This is a genomic window from Paraburkholderia atlantica (genome assembly GCF_009362785.1).
GTDB lineage: Bacteria > Pseudomonadota > Gammaproteobacteria > Burkholderiales > Burkholderiaceae > Paraburkholderia > Paraburkholderia atlantica.
Genome location: NZ_WHNQ01000003.1, coordinates 386,404 through 408,243 on the forward strand (window position 1 = coordinate 386,404; position 21,840 = coordinate 408,243).

At 60.9% G+C, this 21,840-nt stretch carries 21 protein-coding genes; 11 read left to right on the forward strand and 10 right to left on the reverse strand.

Features of this window, described 5'->3' with window-relative positions; all coding sequences use genetic code 11:
- Positions 1-9 precede the first annotated feature (9 nt).
- The 4 genes from GCT19_RS06315 to GCT19_RS06330 form a co-directional block, all read right to left on the reverse strand.
- The gene (locus GCT19_RS06315; protein ID WP_018436030.1) at positions 10-282 is read right to left on the reverse strand and encodes a hypothetical protein; all 273 of its coding nucleotides are present in this window, start codon (positions 280-282) and stop codon (positions 10-12) included.
- Between the two features lie 38 nt (positions 283-320).
- Positions 321-518 (reverse strand): hypothetical protein, encoded by a 198-nt coding sequence (locus tag GCT19_RS06320; protein WP_084598383.1) that lies wholly within the window; start codon positions 516-518, stop codon positions 321-323.
- A gap of 218 nt (positions 519-736) precedes the next feature.
- Positions 737-1,522, reverse strand: coding sequence for an SDR family NAD(P)-dependent oxidoreductase (locus tag GCT19_RS06325; RefSeq protein ID WP_018436029.1), 786 nt, complete (start codon positions 1,520-1,522; stop codon positions 737-739).
- Between the two features lie 128 nt (positions 1,523-1,650).
- A complete protein-coding gene (locus tag GCT19_RS06330; protein WP_227749199.1) occupies positions 1,651-2,829 on the reverse strand; it encodes a LysR family transcriptional regulator in 1,179 nt (392 codons plus the stop codon).
- On the opposite strand from GCT19_RS06330, the gene GCT19_RS06335 reads away from it, so the two are divergent.
- Entirely contained in the window at positions 2,782-4,374 is a 1,593-nt protein-coding gene (locus tag GCT19_RS06335; protein ID WP_152851351.1) for a methyl-accepting chemotaxis protein, read from the forward strand. The genes GCT19_RS06330 and GCT19_RS06335 overlap by 48 nt on opposite strands.
- A 44-nt stretch (positions 4,375-4,418) precedes the next feature.
- On the opposite strand, the gene GCT19_RS06340 is transcribed toward GCT19_RS06335, so the two are convergent.
- A complete protein-coding gene (locus tag GCT19_RS06340) occupies positions 4,419-6,014 on the reverse strand; it encodes a GMC family oxidoreductase (RefSeq protein WP_152851352.1) in 1,596 nt (531 codons plus the stop codon).
- Positions 6,011-7,483, reverse strand: a complete 1,473-nt coding sequence (locus GCT19_RS06345; protein ID WP_152851353.1) for an aldehyde dehydrogenase family protein — start codon at positions 7,481-7,483, stop codon at positions 6,011-6,013. Before GCT19_RS06345 ends, GCT19_RS06340 begins: the two co-directional genes overlap by 4 nt.
- 222 nt (positions 7,484-7,705) lie before the next feature.
- On the opposite strand from GCT19_RS06345, the gene GCT19_RS06350 reads away from it, so the two are divergent.
- A complete protein-coding gene (locus GCT19_RS06350; protein ID WP_152851354.1) occupies positions 7,706-8,686 on the forward strand; it encodes a LysR family transcriptional regulator in 981 nt (326 codons plus the stop codon).
- A gap of 13 nt (positions 8,687-8,699) precedes the next feature.
- Here GCT19_RS06350 and GCT19_RS06355 read toward each other — a convergent pair whose 3' ends face one another.
- Positions 8,700-9,548: a GlxA family transcriptional regulator gene (locus tag GCT19_RS06355; protein ID WP_227749200.1), complete on the reverse strand. Its 849-nt coding sequence runs from the start codon at positions 9,546-9,548 to the stop codon at positions 8,700-8,702.
- Between the two features lie 306 nt (positions 9,549-9,854).
- On the opposite strand from GCT19_RS06355, the gene GCT19_RS06360 reads away from it, so the two are divergent.
- The 5 genes from GCT19_RS06360 to GCT19_RS06380 all read left to right on the forward strand — a co-directional run bounded on the left by GCT19_RS06360 (position 9,855) and on the right by GCT19_RS06380 (position 15,013).
- The gene (locus GCT19_RS06360) at positions 9,855-10,283 is read left to right on the forward strand and encodes a carboxymuconolactone decarboxylase family protein (RefSeq protein WP_018436022.1); all 429 of its coding nucleotides are present in this window, start codon (positions 9,855-9,857) and stop codon (positions 10,281-10,283) included.
- 39 nt (positions 10,284-10,322) lie between these two features.
- A complete protein-coding gene (locus GCT19_RS06365; protein WP_152851355.1) occupies positions 10,323-11,306 on the forward strand; it encodes a phytanoyl-CoA dioxygenase family protein in 984 nt (327 codons plus the stop codon).
- Between the two features lie 241 nt (positions 11,307-11,547).
- The gene (locus GCT19_RS06370) at positions 11,548-12,465 is read left to right on the forward strand and encodes an NmrA/HSCARG family protein (protein ID WP_018436020.1); all 918 of its coding nucleotides are present in this window, start codon (positions 11,548-11,550) and stop codon (positions 12,463-12,465) included.
- A gap of 119 nt (positions 12,466-12,584) precedes the next feature.
- Complete coding sequence (locus GCT19_RS06375; protein WP_152851356.1) at positions 12,585-13,433, forward strand: alpha/beta fold hydrolase; 849 nt, start codon at positions 12,585-12,587, stop codon at positions 13,431-13,433.
- Positions 13,430-15,013, forward strand: coding sequence for an AMP-binding protein (locus tag GCT19_RS06380; RefSeq protein ID WP_152851357.1), 1,584 nt, complete (start codon positions 13,430-13,432; stop codon positions 15,011-15,013). Before GCT19_RS06375 ends, GCT19_RS06380 begins: the two co-directional genes overlap by 4 nt.
- 15 nt (positions 15,014-15,028) lie before the next feature.
- Here GCT19_RS06380 and GCT19_RS06385 read toward each other — a convergent pair whose 3' ends face one another.
- The 3 genes from GCT19_RS06385 to GCT19_RS06395 all read right to left on the reverse strand — a co-directional run bounded on the left by GCT19_RS06385 (position 15,029) and on the right by GCT19_RS06395 (position 18,188).
- Positions 15,029-15,904 carry an enoyl-CoA hydratase/isomerase family protein gene (locus tag GCT19_RS06385; RefSeq protein WP_152851358.1) on the reverse strand — a complete coding sequence of 292 codons (876 nt, stop codon included), beginning with the start codon at positions 15,902-15,904 and terminating at the stop codon, positions 15,029-15,031.
- A 42-nt stretch (positions 15,905-15,946) separates the two neighbouring features.
- Positions 15,947-16,897, reverse strand: a complete 951-nt coding sequence (locus tag GCT19_RS06390; protein ID WP_152851359.1) for a spirocyclase AveC family protein — start codon at positions 16,895-16,897, stop codon at positions 15,947-15,949.
- Positions 16,898-16,994: 97 nt separating this feature from the next.
- Complete coding sequence (locus GCT19_RS06395; protein ID WP_321576769.1) at positions 16,995-18,188, reverse strand: phosphotransferase; 1,194 nt, start codon at positions 18,186-18,188, stop codon at positions 16,995-16,997.
- Positions 18,189-18,463: 275 nt separating this feature from the next.
- On the opposite strand from GCT19_RS06395, the gene GCT19_RS06400 reads away from it, so the two are divergent.
- The 4 genes from GCT19_RS06400 to GCT19_RS06415 all read left to right on the forward strand — a co-directional run bounded on the left by GCT19_RS06400 (position 18,464) and on the right by GCT19_RS06415 (position 21,825).
- Positions 18,464-19,267 carry an SDR family NAD(P)-dependent oxidoreductase gene (locus GCT19_RS06400; protein WP_321576770.1) on the forward strand — a complete coding sequence of 268 codons (804 nt, stop codon included), beginning with the start codon at positions 18,464-18,466 and terminating at the stop codon, positions 19,265-19,267.
- 111 nt (positions 19,268-19,378) lie between these two features.
- On the forward strand, positions 19,379-20,185 hold the full coding sequence (locus GCT19_RS06405; RefSeq protein ID WP_152851360.1) for an SDR family NAD(P)-dependent oxidoreductase: 807 nt from the start codon (positions 19,379-19,381) through the stop codon (positions 20,183-20,185).
- Positions 20,186-20,235: 50 nt separating this feature from the next.
- Entirely contained in the window at positions 20,236-20,556 is a 321-nt protein-coding gene (locus GCT19_RS06410) for a 2Fe-2S iron-sulfur cluster-binding protein (RefSeq protein ID WP_152851361.1), read from the forward strand.
- A 270-nt stretch (positions 20,557-20,826) separates the two neighbouring features.
- On the forward strand, positions 20,827-21,825 hold the full coding sequence (locus GCT19_RS06415; protein ID WP_227749201.1) for a cytochrome P450: 999 nt from the start codon (positions 20,827-20,829) through the stop codon (positions 21,823-21,825).
- Positions 21,826-21,840 lie beyond the last annotated feature (15 nt).

Sequence of the window (21,840 nt, forward strand, 5' to 3'; positions counted from 1 at the left end):
TTTTTACCGTTAGATAGTCATGGCGACAAAAAAGACGACCGCGCCGATCACGGCGCCAACGAAGCAATAGCCTTCGCCTGTCGACAAGTCAGTTTCCTGCGCTCGCGCACGGCTCGCGATCGCACATCCGATGATGCCCGCAAGTGCCGTCAAGCCGAGCACGGCAAAGGTCATCACGACGCCGAAAAGCGCGGACCGACCTAGTTCTTCGATGTGCAGGTCACGTTGCAGCAGCCAGACCGCTGCTGCTGAAATCGACAGAAGAATGAGCGGCAGCCACACTCTGCGCGCTTCTCGTGCGCTCTCGCGGGTAAGCGTTTTCATCGCGTCCGCCCTTCCGTGCGCAGTCTGTCGAGAGTACGAGGCGCCATCGCACCCAGTGCACGCGCCACCCAATTCGGCTGTTTTGCGCGAGCCGATTCGTCCGACGAGGCAGCGCCTTTTTCAGCGCGCTGACGACGATAGTCGAACGTATAGTCCGCAAGAGGACCACGTAAATCGCTGTCGAGAAAGTACATCGCATGTCTCCGATCAGACTTATGCCTGGCGGGCGCTTGCATGGCGCCTCTAGATAGACATCGTAGGTCACGGAAAACCGTTATGCAACAAGTCGTTCAATTAATGACGTCGGTGTTTTCACTAGCCGTCAAGGGATAGACCGAGTCGCATGCGCGAGCGCCCGTTGCACACATGGCCATGTGTGCAACGGGCCGGCAATGAGATGCGGACGGAGCGATCAGGAGACCTGGAAGCCGCCGTCGACAGCGAGAAGCTGCCCGGTGACATAGTCCGATGCCGGCGATGCGAAGAACAGCACTGCCCTCGCGATATCGGAGGCGACACCGATGCGGCCGAGCGGCATGCGGCCAGGCTGCGTGATCGGCCCGTGGGCCTGATGAACCTTCGTCGATGCGGCCGCGCCCTCGGTTGCCACGCCGCCGGGCAGCACCGCGTTCACGCGAATTCCGTGTGGTGCGAATTCGAGAGCCGCCACCTTGGTGAGGTTGTTGACACCCGCCTTCGACGCGCCGTAGTCACCGTTGTCGAAAATCACCGGTTGCAGCGAAGCCACCGACGAAATATTGATAATCGAGCCGCCGTTTTTGGCACCCTGCATCCGCTTGATCGCTTCGCGCATGCACAGGAAGGTGCCGCGCAGGTTGACGCCGAGCACCTTGTCCCACTTCTCGGCCGACGTCTCGACGAATTGCGTCTTTGGATAGATACCGGCGTTGTTGACGAGAATATCGAGGCGCCCGAGCTTCGCCTGCACGGTTTCGTACATCGCGAGAATCGACGCTTCATTGCCGATGTCCACCTTGACCGCGATAGCCTTGCCAGATGCGCTTTCGATTTGCTTGACCGTCTGCTGCGCCGCTTCCTCGTTCAGATCCGCCGCAACCACCGCCGCGCCGGCCGACGCCAGCAGCAGAGCCGTCTCACGTCCGATGCCCGAACCTGCCCCTGTCACTACCGCTACTTTCTGATCGAGATTAAAAAGACTCGCCACATTCGTGCTCACTGCTCCTCCTTTGGCTCGCGTCGCGAGCAAGTTATTTTCTGAACGTCATTCGGAAAAATAAACGCACCACTTGATGGTGTCAAGATAAACGAGGATCCGAATGATGGAAGGAGCAGCGACTGCGCGTATCACGTAGCCGTCGACGACGCGATGTCACGGATGATGTCGAGCATCGAACGATGGTAGGGCTTGTGAGGCCTATCCGCCCACACCAGCGACACTTCGGTCTCGCCTGAAGCTGGAACATCCTCGATGTCGATGTAGGCGACACCCTCCACGGGCAAGTAACGCGCCGAGTCCAGCATCAGGCCGACACCCAGTTCGTGAGCCACGAGATTGAGCATCGTATAAGGATGGCGGGCTTGCTGGGTCACGCGCGGCGACAGCCCCGCCTCGCGGCGCGCTGCCTCGAACGCGGCGAAGAGCGGCTGCGACATCTGCTGAGGGAACATGATGAGCGGATATCGCGCGAGATCCGCGATGCGAATCGAACGCTGCGTCGCCACGGGCCACTTCGCGGGAACCGCGGCGACCACGCGCAGACGCTCGATGACCACGCTTTCCAAACCCGAGACGTCCGCGGCGCTGGTGACTACCACGCCCATGTCGATGCTGCCGTTTTTCACGCTGGCAACGGTCAAAGCACTGCCGCGCTCGATCAGCCGGACGTCGACACCCGGCCACTGCTTGCGGAGCCCCTGAATGGCTAGCGGCATGATTCGCACCGCGCACATCGGCACGAACGCAACGCTCAAACTCGCCAGTTCGTCGGCGGCTTGCCGCACGCGCCGCTCGGCCAGCTCCGCTTGCGCGATCAGTGGCTTCGCTTCCGCGAGCAACGCGGCTCCGGCGGGTGTGAGCGAAACGCCTCGCGGTGTGCGTTCCAGCAGTTTGATACCGAGCTGCTCCTCCAGCCGCATGATCGACTGGCTGAGCGGTGGCTGTGCCATGCCCAGGCGCGCGGCCGCACGGCCAAAGTGCTGGGTCTCCGCAACCGCAACGAAATGTCTGAGATGCCGCAATTCCATGAGCTGATATGACTTTGATATCGGGTGCCACCAGCATATCTCCTTTGTCCCGTTGCGGGGCACCGCGGACGAACCCTGGTCACATTGTTGAACGCGGCTTGGTGCACGCGGACCCAACGTCATATCGGGTGCTTCCCAGCTTGACGTCAAGCAGCGATACACATACATTTTCGAATGCCGTTCTACAATACGAATAATAACCAAAGACAGCTCAAGTGAGCTTGGACAGATATGGGGCAACAGGACAATACGAATCGCGAATACGAGCTGCAGGACCATGAGCTGATGGTCTGCTGCGTAGGCGCGCAATCTCAGGTGGTCTATTCGAACCCGGTTTATCAACGCGTCACGGGCTTTTCGCTGCAGGAACTTCAGGCTACGCAGGGAGCGGACCGTATACGCGACGTTCCCCAGCCGGTACTGGCCGACCTCGGAGCGGCTGTCAGGCAGGGCAAGCCCTGGAGTGGACTTATCAAGCTCGCCTGCAAGCGTGGCACACTCGTATGGTGCCGTTTGAACATGGCGCCACTCGTTTCGCACGGACGATACATCGGCTCCCTGATGGTTCTCAGCAAGCCGGTTGATGGTGAGATCGAGCAGACCGAAGCACTGTATCGACGTTTTCGTTCTGACCATGACGGCAAGCTCGGGTGGGAACAAGGGCGCATCGTGCGCCGCGGCATCTTTGGCAAGGCCGCCGGCCGAATTCGTTCGGTTGGTCTTAAGCGCTACATCTGGGGCGCCCTCTGCGCACTCACCCTGGTGGACATACTCGGACTGGCGAGCTGCGCCGACGGTCTTTCCTCTTTCTCATTCTGGAGCGAACTCGTCGCCCTGATTCTGCTGACTTCCGCTGCAGGCGTGTTCCTGTCTCGCGTCATCGCCGCCCCGTTGCAGGAAGCCGCGCGAACAGCGATGAAGATTGCCGCGGGCGATCTGAGCGCCACTTGCCACAGTGTTCGAAGCGATGAAATCGGCGATGTGCTCCGAACCCTGAATCAGGTCAGTATCAACATGCGTGCCACCGTGCTCGACGTCCGCAATGGCGTAAAGACCATGCAACAGGCAACGAACGATATTGCCGCGGGCACGTTCGAGCTTTCCGGACGAACGGAAACCCAGGCCAGCAGTCTCGAAGAGACGGCTGCTTCGATGGAGCAGATCAATTCGACGGTGGGTCACAATGCCGACGCGGCCAGACAGGCGAGTAGTCTGGCAGCCCGCGCGAGCCAAGCAGCCGAAGATGGAGGACGAGTAGTAGATCAGGTCATCTCGACGATGGAGAAAATCACGCAGTCGAGCAGCAAGATATCGGACATCATCTCCGTTATCGATGCCATTGCTTTCCAGACCAACATTCTGGCCCTGAACGCCGCGGTCGAAGCCGCGAGAGCCGGCGAAGACGGACGCGGGTTCGCCGTCGTAGCGGGCGAGGTCCGGAACCTCGCTCAACGCAGCGCGCAGGCCGCAAAAGAAATCAAGGCGTTGATCACGCAAAGCGTCGAAACGGTCGAAGGAGGATCGAAGCTGGTCGATTCGGCGGGCAAGACGATTGCCGACATCGTTGCGCAAGTTCGTGGCGTAACCAATCTGGTCAGCCAGATCGCCGAGGCATCGCGAGAGCAGTCAGCCGGAGTCAGTCAGGTAAGCGTTGCGGTAGAACAGTTGGACCGCATGACGCAGGTGAACTCGACGCTCGTTCAGCAGCACACGGCCGCAGCCGATAGCATGAAGCAGCAGACTGAGCGCCTCGCCGAAATGCTGTGTGTTTTCACGCTCTCGCGTGACGAACGGAACGTGCTGCTGAGCCGAACTGGCGCGTAAGACCGCCGCATGCGAACACCACTTCAGGCGAGCTGACGCGAAGATCAACCCGCGACAATCATCTCCGCCGCCTTCTCAGCCACGGCGATCGTCGCGGCGTTCGTGTTGCCCGAAATGATGCTCGGCATGACGGAAGCGTCGACCACGCGTAGCCGCTCGATACCGCGAACACGCAACCGGGTGTCGACTACGGCCATGTCGTCGGCTCCCATCCGGCAACTGCCTATCGGGTGGTAGCCGATGCCCACGCGTTGGCGCACGTAGGCCTCCCATGCACTATCGCTTTCGGGCAACGACGCAGGTTCATGATCTCCGATCACGTGTCTCGCCAGCGGGGTTGCGGCAAACACCTCGCTCACGAGACGGCTGCCCTTGATGGTCAACGCAAGATCGCGTGGATCACCAAGCAACGCGTGCTCGATCAGCGGCTTCGAGCGCGGATCGAGATCCTTCAGGCGGACCCGTCCGCGGCCATGGGGTCTCAGTACCTGCGAGCCGATCGTGACGCCTGCCTGCTTCGCCAGCGCGGGATGTCCGCCGACGAAACCTATCGCCAGCGGCAAGAAGCTCATGGCGATGTCCGGCTCGGCCAATTCGGGTGCGCTGCGCGCGTAGGCCATCGCGTGGACGGCTATCGAGGTCAGAATCCCTCTCTTTACCGTTGCATACTTCAGCAGATGTCCCGCGAGACGCAGCGGGCCCACCATCGTGTTGTACGTCGGCACGTCGGTCAGTCGGCTCTGTGAAACTCCGCAATGTTCCTGCACATTGCGGCCAACGCCGGGCAGATCGGCGACGATTTCAACACCCATCGCGGACAGATCGGCACCAGCGCCGATGCCGGATCGCAGCAACACGCTCGGCGAAGCGATCGTTCCCGCACTCAGCACGACTTCGCGGCGAGCGGTAAATGTCCGACTCTCGCCTGCGACGATCACCTTCACACCAATCGCCCTCCGTTCTTCGAAGAGCACATGGTCGACGACCGCGTCAGTCGTGACAGTGAGGTTCGGTCGATCTAGCGCAGGTTCGAGGTAGGCCTTGCGCGCGCTGCAGCGTTTGCCCTTGCGCGTGGTGCCGTAGACGATGAATGATCCATGCACGTCGCCTGCGCAATACTCGGAACGCGCTGGCATGCCGCAATGCCCCGCAGCCTCGAGAAAGGTATGTGCCAATGGATGCAATACGCGCGGCGGCGACACCGTCAGCGGACCATCCGAGCCGTGCGCCGAGGATGCGGGGCCGGTGAAGTTCTCGGACTTGCGGAAATACGGAAGTAGATCGTCGAATCCCCAGCCCGGGCAGCCGCTGTCCCGCCACGCGTCGTAATCTCCACGCTGGCCACGGATATAAACCATCCCATTGATGCTGCTGCTTCCACCTAGCGCCTTTCCAGCTGCCCATGTCGTCACGCGCCCAGCGGCGGACGGGTCCGGCGCGGTCGGATAGATCCAGTCTGCCTTGGGATTGCCCATCAGCGCGAAACTGCCCGCTGGCATGTCGAACAGAAATCCCTTTCCCTCCTTGCCCGCCTCCAGCAGCAATACGCGTGTCGAAGGATTCTCGCTCAATCTCGCCGCAATTACGCAACCAGCCGAACCGCCGCCGATCACGATATAGTCGAAAACGCTTTCGCTCATCGCTTGCCTTCTCTGCGTGCAACGAAAACATTCTTGAGTTGCAGATACTCTTCCATACCGGCCCAGCCACCCACTCTGCCGAAGCCGCTTTGACGGTATCCGCCGAACGGCGCACACGGTGCCATCGAGGCGAAGCCATTGATGTTCACGTAGCCCGCATCGAGGCGCTCGGCGAATGCGTGCGCCCGGTCCAGATCATTGGTGTGCAGATACGCACCGAGCCCATAACGCGTACCGTTGGCGATCGCCAATGCCTCCGCGTCATCGGCAAATGGAGTGATCGACAACACGGGACCGAACACCTCGTTCTGTTCGAGGGCACTCCCGGGCTGCACATCGGCAAACACGGTCGGCTGGATGAAGAAACCGTTGGCCAGTTCACCCCCCAATCGCTCGCCGCCCGCAACCAGCTTCGCGTCGCGTCGCGCTTGCGCGATGATGCCAAGGATACGATCGCAAGCCGACTGGCATATCACCGGTCCGGCGACAGTGGCGGAATCGAAGGGATCGCCTACCTTCATGCTGGCAGCCACCGCCGCGACGCGCGCCACCATTTCGTCGTAGCGGGATCGGTGCACGAGTAACCGCGTCGGGTTCACGCAACCCTGCCCGCTCAGCCCCAACGCGCCATACACCGCCTGGATCGCCGCGGCGTCGAGATCGGCGTCTTCGAAGACGAGATTGGCGGACTTGCCGCCTAGTTCCAACGCGACCGGCTTCAAACATGCCGCGGCCGTCGCCATCACACGCCGCGCGACGCCTTCGCCGCCCGTGAACGTGACCTTGGCGACGTCGGGATGAGCCACGAGCGCCTCGCCAGCCTCGGCCTCGCCGGGCACGACGTTGAACAGCCCCGCTGGCAAGCCGGCCTGGTGAGCGAGTTCAGCGATTCGCAGCGCGACGAAAGGCGCAAGCGCTGGCGGCTTCAGAACGACGCCATTGCCGGCTGCGATTGCCGGCAGCGCCATCATGCAGGTCGCCATCAGCGGACCGTTCCAGGGAATGATGACACCCACCACACCATAAGGCTCTCGCCGGGTGTAGTTGAAGCCCGGCGCCGGATAAGACTCGCCGTACGAACCCTCGATCTTGTCGATCCAGCCCAAATAGTGATCGACCCAGCCCAGCGCCATGTCCATCAGCGGCAGTCCCACTGGAATGCCGGACTCCCGGGCACCGAGAAATGCCAACTGCTGCTGGTTCGCTTCGAGCAGCTCGCCGAGGCGCCTGAAGGATCGTGTCCTCGCGCGTGGCCCCATCTCCATCCATACGCGTTGCGCCGCCTTGGCCGTCTTGACGGCGTAGTCGATGTCGCTCGCGCTACCTAGGCGCACAGTGGCCTGAGAACGACCCGTCGAAGGGTTGACATGCTCGACGCTGGCGACGCCGTCACCTTCGACAAACGCGCCGCCGATAAAGAGTCGGCCGGGGACGTCGAGCGGGTGTTGGTGCGATGGGGAAAGTGACATGTGCTGTTCCATTGAGCGTTTGACTTCTGGACGCAGAAGACGCGTGCAGGAACGGACGCCGGGCGCGCCGTCGCGGTCGGTGGTGTCGTCTCCTGAACGTTCTGCTGGCCGGCTGACGCGCGACGCGAGCCGGCTCTGATAAATTCGATTCTAGCGACGGCTCATGCTTTACACTGCTTACCGGCCGGAACATCTAGAGTGATTTTTTTTCATTAATTGACGATGCCCGAAATCCGAAACCTGCAGCCTTTCGTTCAGGCAGTCCGTTGCGGCAGCTTCATCGCAGCGGCAACCCGGCTCCAGGTCACACCGCCTGCCGTCAGCAAGAGCATTGCCGCACTGGAGCGTGAACTGGGCGTGCGCCTCTTCAACCGGACCACCCGCAAGCTCAGTCTCACGAGTGAAGGGCGGCAGTTCTTTCAACGCGTAGCGCCGTTGTTGAGTCAACTCGACGAAGCCGTCGCGGATGTGCGCCGTAGCCCTGAGCATCCAGAAGGTGTGGTCAAGGTTTCGGTGACGCCCACGTTCGGGAGGCATTGCCTGACTCCGGTGATCGCGGAGTTTCTGCAACGCTACCCGCTCGTCGAAATCGACATCAGCTACGACGAGGTTGCGCCAAGTCTGGTCAATGACGGTGTCGACGTGAGCATTCAGCATGCGCGCGGGCGAGGAACCAACCATGTGTCCCGTCCGCTGTGTGACTACCCAATCGTACTGGTCGCGAGTCAGGACTACCTCGAACGCAAGGGCGTGCCGCAATCGCCGGATCAACTAGCCGAACATGACTTCATCGGCATCCGGATGCCTTTTGGGCTCGCTGCGCTACATCTCGAACGCTTGCCCGGCGGTACGCGAAAACGAGCCAACCGCGGGGAAAAAGCGTTCATCCATCATCCCCGCGGCCGCCTCACCGTCGCGGGTCAGCCGGATACCAGCCTGATCGCCGCGCTCAGCGGCGCCGGCATCACGCCGTCCTCGGTGCCTGTGGTGCTGCCGTATCTGCACTCCGGGGCGCTCAAGATCGTGCTTCCCGACTACAGGGTGCGCGGAGACGAGGCGGAGGGTGTAGGGCCACGCATCTACGTGCACTATCCCCACCGCCAGTATCTGCCCGCGAAAGTCAGGGTTTTCGTGGACTACCTGCTCGAACGCTTTCGGACGACCGATTTCGGCAAAGCGGAACTCGACAAATACTCGGCCTGAGCGCAGGCCGCCTTCATTCGCGGTCGGTGCCACGCCGCCGATACGCGGAAGGACTCGTCGAAACGTGCTTGCGAAAGATGTTGCGAAATGCGCGCACGTCCGAATAGCCGACCATAACGGCGATCTGCTCGATGGAAATCTGCGTGTTGCGCAGCATCCTCTTGGCAGACTCGATGCGCAGTGAACTCGCATAGGCACGCGGCGTCACGCCCAAGCTACGGGTAAAGCGACGCAGCAACGTGGCATGACTGACGGCGAGAAGATCCGCCAGCTCGCTGATCTTGAAATCCTGAGCGAAACGCTGCGCGAGCCAGAATTGCGCGCTGCTTACGAGCGGATCGTCGCTCGTCAGGCGGCCTTCCTCGCGCTCGCCGTCGGTGCCGGTCGTCGATGCGAGCCATTGGGCGGTATGCGGCGATATCGCACGATCGACGAGGCGGGCCACGAGTTGCCACTCGCTTGCCGGCACGCTGCAAGTGTGCACGCCGTCATGCTCGGCGATCGTGGAGCTGGGGTCCACGCGCACCTTTGGAAAGCGCGACCGGAACAGGCTTCTGAGCACCCGCGGGACCGCTGCCGGGCCACCGTCGAGCAACCCCGCCTGCGCGAGGAGCGCGCCTGCCGTGCCGCTGGCTGCCAATACTGCTCCCCGCGCTCGCTGCCAGCGCAACCAGTCCGTCACGGGCTCTGCGTGGTCGAGGAGCGTAACGAGTGCCTCTTCACTGGCGACCGCAAAAGCCGGGACATAGACGATGCGGTACTCGGTATCGCCGAGCAGGTTCCCGTCACTCTCCATCCTCCGCCCGCCAGCGAACTCCAGGCTGTTTCCATTGGCGCCCAGAAGGCGCACCTGCGTCTTCATCGTGTGCCGGTAGGGAGGAGCGAATTGACCAGATATGTGTCGTGCGATCAGCGCGAATCCGTCTACGAGCGCGCCAACGCTCGACAGATAACTGCCTGGCAGCACGAGCGCGGCAACGTCTTTGACCGGTTCAGTCGGAGCGGCGGGCTTGCGAATTTCGATCCCCCAATATGCAGATTTTGATCCTCTTTCGCGGCGATCTTAGCACGCATCATCGTCGGTATCGCCGGCTATAAAAACGGCGGGGAACGCGGAATCGCATCCGCTGCCAATAGCCGCGCCGCCGCGGTTAAACAGGAGACAGAAGTGAAGAACCTCGAAGAAAAGCTTGCCTACGGTTTGAAGGTATTCGGCGAAATCATGGGTGAAGACAAGGCAGCCGGCTTGCGTGCCGCAAGCGAGTCCACCGGTTTCGGCTCCGACATTTCGCGCCTTGCCATCAACTACGCGTTCGCGGATGTATGGGGCGACGACAAACTCGAGCGCAAGCAGCGCAGCCTCGTCACGCTGGGCATCCTGATCGCCAACCGGCAGACGCTCGAACTGAAGAACCATGTGCGCATTGCTGTGCGCAACGGTCTGAGCGCACGCGAACTCGAAGGTGTACTGATGCAGGCGCTGCCGTACGTAGGCTTTCCTGCCGTCGCCTCCGCGACCACGGCAGTTCTCGAGACGCTACGGGAACTGGGCATCGACACCACCACCCGCACCTCGGAAGAACGCGGATTGCTGTAAGGCGCCATCAGAGCGCACCGCGACATAAGGAGACAATTTATGAGCACACCAATCGTGGATATCGTGCCGGCAATGCGCGAATTCAACGTTTCCAACGACCTGCTCGGCGATCACGCCGCGCTGCAGGCACGATGGAACGAGGACGGCTACCTGTTTTTCCGCGACGTTCTGGACCATGAACCGCTGGAGCGCATGCGCGGTCTGCTAGTTGACCACCTCGACAGCCATGGCTTCGTGGACCGCAACGATCGAGACGTGCGATGGACCGGCAAAGAACGCGAAAACTTCAGCTTCTTTCCTGTAAAGGCAATGAATGAGCAGCGGGCCGCGCGCACCGTGATGGAAGACCCAGCGATTCGTGCGTTCTTTCAGCGTCTGTTCGGCGTACCGCTTTACTGGGTGCCGTTCACCGAATACCGCACGTCGCCGCCCGCTATCGACAAAAGCCGCACGCGCTTCGACTTCATTCATGAAGATGCAATTTACAGCGACCGGCTCGATTTCATCATCTGCTGGATTCCGCTCAGCGATATCGATGCGCAAGTTGGCGGGCTGGCCGTAGCGGAAGGACTGCACAAGCTTCCGTGCCTGCACCGGAAAGACGGCGACAAAATCATCCCGATCGATCTCGCTAGCGTGCCCGCAGACGCATGGCGCCGCACGAATTACCGCTTGGGCGACGTCCTGTTGATGAGTCGACGCACGCCTCACTCTGGTCTGAGCAATCATTCGGACCGTTTTCGTCTTTCTCTCGACACGCGCATTCTGCCGCACGGCGGAAGTTTCCCGTTCGAGCCGCGCCTGCCGTATGTGGGGACGCTGACGTCGATCGCATCGGACCGGATCGTCGTGCGCGATGCGCATGGCGAACACGTGCTGCGACTCGACGAGACGAGCTATCTGCGCGGTCTCCAGGGCAACCGTCTGCGCGAAGACGAAATCGCCGACGTTTATCAGCCGGGCTGCGAAGTGATCGTTGCACATGAAGGCGGCCTCGTTCAAACGCTTCGGCCGCAGCACTGATCGTCGTGTCAGGCGCGAAGACGAAGCTACGTCTTCGCGTCTCCTCGCGCCTTGCGTTTCTGAAGCATCGACTCATGCGCCGTTCGCATATTAGTTGAACATCGTGCTAATATCAGAACGCGTGCTTCGAAGCACGAGGCCGCGCGTCTGCAATCACTGTCACCGGGATCAGCGGCATCGTGCGCAAGCCGTCCAGGCATGACACGCCTGACCTGCGTATCGTTCGACCACGGGACAAGTCATGATCGATTCATCCGACGCGGTACTCGTCATCGGCGCCACTGGTATGCAAGGCGGCGCCACGGCGCGGCGCCTCCTTGCTGCGGGGCGCAAGGTGCGCTTCCTGACGCGAAATCCAGACTCGCCGGCTGCGCAGGCACTCGTCGAAATGAATGCGCAGGCGCTGCACGGAGATCTGGACGATCGCGAGTCCCTCGAAAAAGCGCTGCAGGGCGTCGGTTCCGTCTTCTCCGTTCTCCTTCCTGATTTTGATCGCAGCGATAGCGAACGCCGCCAGGGTATTGCACTGATCAACGCGGCGCGCAACGCGGGGATCGCGCAGTTCGTTCACACCTCGGTGGCGCAAGCGGGCAATCACGAGACGTTTCCCGGCTGGAACGACAAGCGTTGGAACCGAAAATACTGGACGGACAAATGGGACGTCGAACAGGCAGTTCGCTCAGCGGGTTTCGAATCGTGGACGGTCTTGCAACCCGCATTCATGATGGACAATCTGGCTGAGCCGAAAGCAGCCGCGATGTTTCCGCACCTGCGCGAAGGCCTGCTGCTCAGCGCGTTGCTACCCGAAGCACGACTCGACTGGATTGCCGCCGACGACGTGGGCGCGCTCGCAACCAGCGCGCTAAACGATCCGCAACGCTGGCACGGTCAGACCGTGCCGCTGGCGTCGGAGAAGCTGACGATGTCTGAAGTCGCGCAGCGCCTCGCCAACGTACTGGGTGCACAGATCGGCGTTTCGCACGTCTCTCCGGATGAAGCCAGAGCAAAGGGACTCTCACCGGGATGGGTGAATGCACAGGAATGGATCAACGCGGTCGGGTATCGCGTTGATATCGATGCGCTATCCGAGCTCGGTGTCCAGCTCACTCCGATGGTGGACTGGATCGATGCGAATCGACAGCGCATCCCACTCGCATAGCGGTCGATGCGAAGCAATCGAACTGTCGCACCTGCGAAGCGTCCTTCGTATGTCGTTTCGTTCCGCACCGTCCGTCTGTGACGCGGTGTGGGCCAGCCTCATGTAATGGAAAATCCACAATGAATGACCGTGCACCCTCATGGTTCGATGGCGCGATGACGCAGCCGCGTCGATCTCACTTCACCGAAGGCAGCGGGGTTACCGTGCACTATGTGTCGTGGAATGCCGCAGACACAGGTAAGCCGCCCCTCGTCTTCGCGCACGGCTTTCTCGGGCACGCGCACTGGTGGGACTTCATTGCGCCGTTCTTCACCGATCGCTTTCGCGTTTTCGCTCTGGATTTCAGCGGCATGGGCGACAGTGCCTACAGGCAGGAATACAGCGCCGAGCTTTTCGTGCGCGACCTCGTCGCCGTCGTGGATGCAATCGGCTCCGGGCCGTGTGTCGTGGTGGGCCACAGTTTCGGCGGATCGCGTCTGCTTCAGGCGTGCGCAACCTTTCCCGATCGTCTCGCGCATGCAATCGTGCTCGATTCGTATTTCATGCTACGCGGCGACAACTTGCCTGCCGTGGAAAGACGCCCGCCTCCACGCCCCTATCCGGACTGGCATACCGCACTCGGGCGCTTTCGACTCATCCCTGAACAAGATTGCGAGCCGTGGCTCCTCGAGCATCTCGCGCAAACATCGCTTCGTCAAACCGCCGACGGCTGGGTATGGCGCTTCGACCCGAAGCTGCGGGTTCTCCAGCCGGTCGAAGGCGAGGAAGACCTGCTGAACCGCATCACGGTGCCCGTCAGCTACGTTCACGCCGAGTGCAGCAGCGTGGTCAGCGCCGATCGCGCTCGCCGCATCGTGGATGCGATTCCCGGCGCGAAGGGCCCCATCACGATGCCACGCGCAGGGCATCACATGATGCTTGATCAGCCGCTCGCGTTGGTGAGCCTGCTACGAGCACTGCTGGCATGAATCCCGACATGAGCGACCCGATGACAACGCCGTGGTCGACCGAGCTGCCTCTCACGGCCCTGATTGCGCACGCCGTCGACAAGCACGGCGCTACCCCGCTTCATTTTCATACTCAGAGCGGAGCTTTCACTTGCACTACCCGGTCCCTGCTGCACGACGCGAAAGAGATAAGCAAGGGGCTGAGAGGCATCGGTCTGCGTCGAGGCGATGTGATCGCGATACAACTTCCTACCCAGCGTGAGACCGCGCTTCTGTATCTGGCTGCACTCGAGATCGGTGCGGTGCTCGTGCCCATCGTCCACATTTATGGTCCCGCCGAAGTCGGCTTCATCGTTCGACAATCGCGTGCCCGATTTCTTTGCGTGCCCGACTTCTGGTCCGGTACCGACTACCTGGAGCATGTCGCCGCGCTCGGAGCCACGCCCGACCTCGAGCGCGTTATCGTCGTTGGCGAGCGGGCACCTTCGAACGGCATCACGTTCGGCGCGCTGCAACGACTCGCCGCGACAACACATGATCAGCGACCTGGCGACCCGCCATCGTCGGAAGACATCTGCCTGCTGCTGTACACGTCGGGGACGACAGCTTCGCCAAAAGGCGTGCAGCACTCTCATCGCACCGTCGGCGCAGAGTGGCAGATTCCGTTCATCGACGGGCCAGGGCCGTATATGACGCCCTTTCCTGCTGGTCATATTGCAGGCTTCAATTTCCTGTTGCGTCCGTTCATAACCGGCACTGAGATGGTGTTTATGGATCGATGGGACGCCTCACTTGCCGCGCGACTGATCGAGGAGTATGGCGTGCGCCTTTCGGGTGGCACCCCGTTCCATCTCCAGGCACTTCTAGAAGCCGCTCGTCGCGATGGGCGCAGTTTGGCGTCCCTCGTGTCTTACAGTCTGGGCGGCACGGGCGTGACGCCGGAGCACGTCGCCATCGCCGATCGCGCTGGATTCGCGGGAACCCGCGCGTACGGGCTGACCGAGCATTCGACAGTCAGCGTCGGCTGGGCCGATTCTCCCTTCGACGTCCGGGCTTGCACGGACGGCCGCATTCAGCCCGGCTCGCAGGTGCGCGTCGTCGACGAGTTGGACAGCGACCTCCCTACAGGACACGACGGCGAGCTTCTGATCAAGGGACCGGAGTTGTTTGTCGGCTACACCGATCCGGCTCTCAATGCGGCCGCATTCACGGGCGATGGTTGGTTCCGGACCGGTGACATCGGCCATCTCGACGAAAACGGCTGCCTGACCATCACGGATCGAAAGAAAGATATCGTCATTCGCGGAGGAGAAAATATCTCGTCGCTCGAAGTAGAGCGAGTGCTTGCCACGCACCCGGCCGTACGCGATGTCGCTGTCGTGGCTCAGCCGGACGCACGATACGGCGAAAGAGTTTGTGCGGTCGTCGTCTTGCAAGAACACACATCGCTCGATCTGAGCGCAGTCCAGACCCACTTTGCCGCTGCGGGTGTGGCAAAGCAAAAGACGCCTGAGCACCTTTGCGTGGTTTCAGAGCTGCCGCGCACGCCTTCGGGAAAAGTGAAAAAAGGCGACTTGCGCAAGCAGCTTTCGGCGCAATAGCGGGTCGGTCGATGCTTATCCAGCGGCGCCGTCGTGGCGAGACTCAAAAAACCGATCTCGCTGCTTTGACACATGATGGGACGAAATGAGCCGATCGTAGATCGCACGCGCCGCAGCCATGCCGGCATCGAAATCGGCCGACTCGGCTGCGGCGGCGATGGCATTCAGACACTCGCCTTTTATCGCCTCGCTACAGCTGAGGCGTGAGCGCGCCTCGGCCACCACGGAAACCGGATCGCAATCGGGCAATGGCAGCCGGCGAATCAACGGCAACGACGTGCTCCCTCTCTTCTCACGCGCCAGATCTATCGCAACGCGCAACAAGTGCTCCTCATCGCCCTCGACGATCCGGTCGAATAACGCAGTGCCCGCGAATGCTCGTGCGCGCACGATCTGAGCACCAAGAATGAATTCGATCGACTTTGCGAGGCCCAGCACACGCGGCAAACGCTGCGTGCCGGATAAAGGGATCACGCCGAGCTTGCATTCGGGCAGACCGATCTGCGCACTGTCAGCGACCACACGGTAGTGGCATACCAGCGCGGTTTCCAGGCCGCCACCAATTGCGAACCCATGGATGGCAGCTACAACCGGCTTGTCGCTCGCCTCGATCACCGGATGAACATGCATCGACAACGCCGGCGCAGCTGTTGCGGCGGAAGTGCCGAATTCGCGAATGTCGCCTCCCGCCGAAAAGCCGCGTCCACTGCCGGTAAGCACGATTGCGCGCGCCCGCGCATCGTGTCGGGCTGCGTCGAACGCAGCGACGAGTCCACGGCGGACCCCCAGCCCTAGACCGTTGACCGGTGGATGGTTCATTGAGACGATAGCGACGTCGTCTTCGACACGATACGTTACGTCGGCGAAGCGCTGCGGCTTGCAATGCGTCATCTGTGATGTGCTGTGGGGTTGGACGAGGCCGACAATGTGCGGCTAGCGGCTGTTCGCAAGCCAGCTCGGCATATCTGCGGGCCACGGATCGGCGTACACCGTGTGCACACCCATCGCGGTCGTGTAGACCAGGTTCAGTACGTTGCAAAACGCGATGAAAGCCAGCACCCGAAGCGCCGTGCGGACCGCTGGATGACAGTCGATACGATCGACACCTCGCTCGATGGCCGTATATCCGTTCTTGTCGACGCTCAACAGAAGAAAGGCCGACGCCACGAAAGCCGACGGAAACAGCACGAACTCATAGACCGGAAACTGGTAATAGTGACCACCCCAGAAGGAAGCGCTCTGGAACGCACCCGGCCACGCGTCGAACCCCATGAAGCGGCTGGCCGCGATGTCGAGCAAGCCCATAGTCATCCAGATCGCGGCGAAACCCGCGAGCGCGAGTCGTAGGTTGCCGGCGCGAGGCCAACGCCTGCGGGTCGCACGCATCGCCCACAATGCCACTACGGCGGTGCCCGTGAAGGTATAGAAGTAGCTTGGCGCGTCGATCAGGATCGGCTCGGCGATGCGAGCATGCGGCGATTGCCAGAACGGAATGAAACGGCACCAGCAGCCGAAGTTCAGCGCATAGGCGTTATAGGTGAACATCGGTCGAAGAAAGTCCAGCCACGGATCAAGCCAATATGCTGAGAGCCAGCCGATCATCATCAAACGCACCGCGTCAATGCGGCGACTCTTGACGATTCCGCAGACATACCAGATCACTACTGGAATCAGGATCAGCACGCTGACCCACTGGTAATGGTCGATCGTCGCCTTCACGGACTCTGGAATCGGGTCCGCGCCCACTTCCACGGGTCTGAAGTCCTCTGAGCGAATCCACGCCACGTAGGCGCGGATTTGCGCAAAAGCGAAAAGTGCACCGAGCGCTGCCCATGCATACACCCTGTGCCAGGTTGTGCTGCGCGGGGCGACCATTTCCGACATGGGTTGCCTCCTCCATCACGCCGTCATTCACATTTATGAATGTTGATCGCAAAAATGTACTCCTGCCGACGTGGCTACGTCAAGCGCGAGACGCAGCTTATCGACCCATGAGGTCGTGAATCTCATGATCGAGCGCGGCCATCGCGAACCGAGGTGCAACTGCGCAATTGTTGACTTCCGCCTGCCATTCCACCGGATTGACGAGCCAGAAGAACAACCCATAGACGATGTGGCGCCGGTACGCATCCAGTGCGCTTTCAAATGACGGCGGGTTGTCGACGCCGTGAAAAGCGAGCCGCTCGAGATAGTATTCGAGCAACTCACGCTCCCATCGCGGCCGATCCGCGATATCGAGTGCCGATATCAGGAAGTACGTGACGTCATGGGCCCACGGTCCGCGTCGATATGACTGCCAGTCAAGAAAGCCGGGCGTGCCGTCGCGGTCGAAATACAGGTTTCCGAGGTGTACGTCGCCGTGAAGAAAGGTCATCGGCCCGATCCGGTCGAAGGCACGCAGATCGAGGAGCGCCTGCTCCATCCAGTCACGATCATGAAACCGCTTAGGCAATGCAGCGCCGCGCGGCAATTGTGTATAGCTGGCGAACACATCCGGTTTCAGCTGGCCCCAGTGATACGTGCCGGACTCGCCGTCGGGCAACGGGTCCTGCGCCGCAAGCCAGGCCAGTTCGCCACCGTTTTCGAGCGCAGGCGATTGCCAGAACTGCGCATGCCACCTCGCCTGGGCATCCAGATTTGCCGCGGCCTGCGCAAACGTCAGCGGCCGCTGCACGCGACAGAATTCCACTTGCCGTGAACGTAGATCCTCGAGGATCACGATTGACTGCCCGCTTCGACTATCCGTCTGTGCGTAGAAGCAGGCAGGCACATTCGCACGCAGGCACGGATGGACTTCCTTGAAGAACCTCGCCTCGTATTCGTATATGTAGGCGTTCAGATTGCGATACTCGGGAACGAAGCCGCCTTTGACGATCAGAGACTCCCGCAGGCCAAGCTCGCGTCCTCTTGCGTTGTAAGCAAGACGCACTCTGACTTTGGTAGCCGTGCCGTACATGACGTCTTCTAGAGCCAGCGATTCGATCGCTACACCCTCATGGCTCTGAGCGAGTGCCGAGGTCAGCCATGAGGGTGTGATTTCCTCGACCTGTAATGGAAGACTGCCGGTATCTGGCTGCGGTCCGCATGGTTCCACCAGGGCGAGGCTGTTCTTCGCAACACTCATGTTGACGCGCTCCCGTAAGTTGCATGTGCGTTCGTGCTCGACGTCGTCCACGCGCATGTTGCGCGGCACGTCTGAGGGCTCGCAACGAGGGAAATCCCGGCTGGCGTTTTCGTTTCTTTTTTAGAACGACGTACGTGTTCCTGAGCAGCACCTTCAACGCGTCTGCTAACACCGCGCCGAGCCGGCTTTGTTCCCGCAGTTCGCAAAAGCGCGGAATTAGTGAAATTCGTTCACTCTAATCGTTCCATCCGGTAACTATTGTCTGTCGGGTGTTGTGGCTAGAATTCATAAAAATTCCTAGACCGGGCCCCACAGGAGACAACTCGGTGACCACGACCGTGCTTGAACGGCTATTCGGCATCAGCGGAAAAATCGCTGTCGTTACCGACAAGGGACGTAATTCCAGCATCGATATTGCGCCTGTGCTGGCCGAGGCCGGCGCACGGGTCGTAGTCGCGGATCACAGTGCGGCGCATATGCAACCGGTCGTCGACAAGATCCTTTCGGCGGGCGGCGAGGCAATCGCCATCGAGACGGACGTGGAACGCGAAGCCTCGGTGATTGCCCTATTCGATCAGGTCAAGGCCGCGTGGGGCAGCCCGGACATCGTGGTCAATTGCGCGGCGATGACCAATAACGGACCGCTTACGGAGTTCTCCGAAGCCGCGTGGGACGAGGTCATGGCGATCGACCTGAAGTCCGTGTTCTTTTGCATGCGAGAAGCGATCAAGCACATGCTCGTCGCAGGCCGGGGCGGACGCATCGTCAACGTCACCACGATGGGTGCCACGCACGCCGTGCTTAACGGCAATGGAGCGTATGGCGCCGCACGCGCCGGCGTCGCGGGGTTGGTGCGGTCCGCAGCGCTGGATTACGCCCGCGACCGGATTCTCGTCAATTGCGTGCTTCCCGGCGCGGTGCCCGGCAAGGTTCAGTTTCATCCGGATATGCAGGCTCGCCTGAAGACAGGACAGCTCGCGGGACCCGGCACGGATGCGGAGCGACGTCTGCCGCTCGGATGGGGCGACCCCGCCGATATCGCCGCCGCGGTGCTGTACCTCGCGGGGCCATCGGGCCGCTATATGACGGGTCAATCGATTACGCTCGACGGCGGATTTCTGATTAGCTGAAGGCATCGGCGACTACAGCGAATCATGGGTCGGCAGTTCACCGTGGCACTACGACGACTGAAGCGAACCGAACAGCCCGATTTTCATCGACCAATCAAACCGGAGCATTGCATGTTTAGTGAAACCCAGATCGGCGCGCGCCTCGCGCAGATTTTCAATCTCACGGGCAAAACCGCCGTTATTACCGGTTCTGCGCAAGGTCTCGGCCGCGAGACCGGGCGACTGCTTGCCGAGGCCGGCGCCAATGTCGTGATCGCCGATCTGAACCCGGATGCCGCATCCGCTACGGCGGCAGAGATCGAAGCCAACGGCGGCATTGCGATTCCATGCAAAGTCGACGTTGCCGACGAAACGTCCGTCAAGGCACTATTCGCCGCCGTCGACGCAAAGTTCGGCGGTGTGGACATCCTGATCAATAACGCCGCGCACCGTTCGAAAGCCGAATTCTTCGAAATGTCGGTCGAACAATGGGATCAGATGCAGGACGTCACACTGCGGGGCACGTTCCTGTGTTGCCGCGAGGCTATCACGCGTATGAAGGCGAAGGGCGGCGGTGGCTCGATCGTCAACATTTCCTCCGTAGGCGCACTTCGACCCACGCTGTGGGGCGTCAATGCCCATTACGACGCTGCGAAGGCAGGCGTTGACAGCATCACGCGATCACTGGCCAGCGAGTTTGCAGCCGACGGAATCCGTGTCAATTCGATCCTGCCAGGCGGCATGGCCAGCGAAGGCGGCAAGAACATCAGCGCGACCTTCAAGATTCGAGGGCCAATCGTGGGTGCAGGCCGGGTTCCGATGGGACGAATGGCCGCCCCGATCGAGGTCGCCCAAAGTGTGTTCTTCCTCGCAAGCCCTGCCGCGAGCTATGTCACTGGTCAGATCATCGCCGCGGACGGCGGCTTCACGGTCAGCTAGGTAACCGCCACTGCGTGGCTCGCAGGACTGCAAAACCTCAGGACGCTCAAATGCCAAAGATTACCTTCATCGAGCACGACAACACCGAGCATATCGTCGACGCCATTGCCGGACAGTCGTTAATGCAAGCAGCAATCGACAATTCCGTGCCCGGAATCCTCGCGGACTGCGGGGGCTATTGCAATTGCGCGACTTGCCATTGCTACGTCGACGATATGTGGACCGCAAAGATTCCGCCTGCAAAACGTGCGGAACTCGACATGCTGAGCGGCGCCATCGATACCAACAACAACAGCCGGCTCGGTTGTCAGATTCAATTGACCAATGATCTCGATGGGTTAGTCGTCCGGCTACCCGTTTCGCAAATCTGACGAAGCCCACGGCGAAAAACCTGTTCGCGGAGAACACACATGTCTCATAGCGCGGTCCCTCTCGTTCCAGTTCCCGACCATGTTCCTCACGAACTCGTGGTGGATTGGGATTTCAGCAAACCTCCCGGCGGCGAAGCCGACATCATCGGCGCGTGGAAACGTCTGCACGATGGTCCGGAGATCATCTGGACGCCGTACAACGGCGGTCACTGGATCCTCACGCGAGCGGAAGACATCGAATTCGCGCAGCGCAATCATGATCCGTTCTCCATGCGCGAAATCACGCTGCCCGCGAGCACGACGATGCAGATCTTGCCGCTCTCGGCCGATCCACCTGAGCATGCCGACTATCGCGCACTGATCAACCGCTTCTTCGCGCCGAAAGTGATACGCGACATGGAAGGCGAGATCCGTGAACTGGCTGTCTCGCTGATCGAAAGCTTCCGGGAAAAAGGCCGATGTGAATTCATGGCGGACTTCGCGATGAAGTTTCCGATCACCATCTTCATGCGGCTCGTGAACCTGCCGCTCACCGATCTCGACGATCTGCTTGCGTGGACTGAGGCGAGCGTTCGCGCCAACGATCCCGAGCGTCGCGAATGGTCGCAGCGCATGCTGTTCGGCTACCTCGAGAGCATCATTCGCGAGCGCCAGAAGGAGTCGGGTACGGATTTGATCAGCGCGATAGTGAATGGAACCGTATTCGACCGGCCCCTCACAGAACAAGAGATCCGCGGCATGATGGTCAACGTCATCTTTGGTGGACTCGACACTGTCGCGTCCACCATGGGTTTTGCCGTGCTCTATCTGGCTCGCAATCCTGCGCATCGTCGTCAGCTGGCGGAACACCCCGAACTGGCGGGCAACGCGGTGGAGGAATTGTTGCGCATGTTCGCGCCTTCGAGCACCGGTCGGGTAATGACGCGCGACTTCGAATACAAGGGCGTGCGCTTCAAAGCGGGCGACCGCGTGTACGTCCGTCCGCTGCTACACGGCATGGACGAGCGCAAGTTCAAGTGCCCGATGCATGCAGACTTCGCGCGCGCCAATGCTTCGCAACATGCGGCCTTCGGCAACGGTCCGCATCGCTGCGCCGGTGCGCTCCTTGCGCGCAGTGAGATTCGTGTGTTCCTCGAGGAATGGTTTAAGCGCATTCCCGACTTCTCGTTGGACCCGGATGGCGAAATCAGCTTCGAAGGGGGAATGGTGAATTGCGTGACGCGTGTATCGCTGGTGTGGGATTCCGACGCTAAGCGCGCAATCAACTGATGCAAGATCAAGGAG

Coding starts and splice junctions, on each gene's coding strand:
- GCT19_RS06410 (WP_152851361.1), top strand. CDS start 20,236: ATGCCAAAGATTACCTTCATCGAGCACGACAACACCGAGCATATCGTC.
- GCT19_RS06380 (WP_152851357.1), top strand. CDS start 13,430: ATGAATCCCGACATGAGCGACCCGATGACAACGCCGTGGTCGACCGAG.
- GCT19_RS06415 (WP_227749201.1), top strand. CDS start 20,827: ATGCGCGAAATCACGCTGCCCGCGAGCACGACGATGCAGATCTTGCCG.
- GCT19_RS06335 (WP_152851351.1), top strand. CDS start 2,782: ATGGGGCAACAGGACAATACGAATCGCGAATACGAGCTGCAGGACCAT.
- GCT19_RS06375 (WP_152851356.1), top strand. CDS start 12,585: ATGAATGACCGTGCACCCTCATGGTTCGATGGCGCGATGACGCAGCCG.
- GCT19_RS06330 (WP_227749199.1), bottom strand. CDS start 2,829: ATGGTCCTGCAGCTCGTATTCGCGATTCGTATTGTCCTGTTGCCCCAT.
- GCT19_RS06345 (WP_152851353.1), bottom strand. CDS start 7,483: ATGTCACTTTCCCCATCGCACCAACACCCGCTCGACGTCCCCGGCCGA.
- GCT19_RS06385 (WP_152851358.1), bottom strand. CDS start 15,904: ATGACGCATTGCAAGCCGCAGCGCTTCGCCGACGTAACGTATCGTGTC.
- GCT19_RS06350 (WP_152851354.1), top strand. CDS start 7,706: ATGCCCGAAATCCGAAACCTGCAGCCTTTCGTTCAGGCAGTCCGTTGC.
- GCT19_RS06405 (WP_152851360.1), top strand. CDS start 19,379: ATGTTTAGTGAAACCCAGATCGGCGCGCGCCTCGCGCAGATTTTCAAT.
- GCT19_RS06365 (WP_152851355.1), top strand. CDS start 10,323: ATGAGCACACCAATCGTGGATATCGTGCCGGCAATGCGCGAATTCAAC.
- GCT19_RS06370 (WP_018436020.1), top strand. CDS start 11,548: ATGATCGATTCATCCGACGCGGTACTCGTCATCGGCGCCACTGGTATG.
- GCT19_RS06340 (WP_152851352.1), bottom strand. CDS start 6,014: ATGAGCGAAAGCGTTTTCGACTATATCGTGATCGGCGGCGGTTCGGCT.
- GCT19_RS06355 (WP_227749200.1), bottom strand. CDS start 9,548: ATGAAGACGCAGGTGCGCCTTCTGGGCGCCAATGGAAACAGCCTGGAG.
- GCT19_RS06320 (WP_084598383.1), bottom strand. CDS start 518: ATGTACTTTCTCGACAGCGATTTACGTGGTCCTCTTGCGGACTATACG.
- GCT19_RS06390 (WP_152851359.1), bottom strand. CDS start 16,897: ATGTCGGAAATGGTCGCCCCGCGCAGCACAACCTGGCACAGGGTGTAT.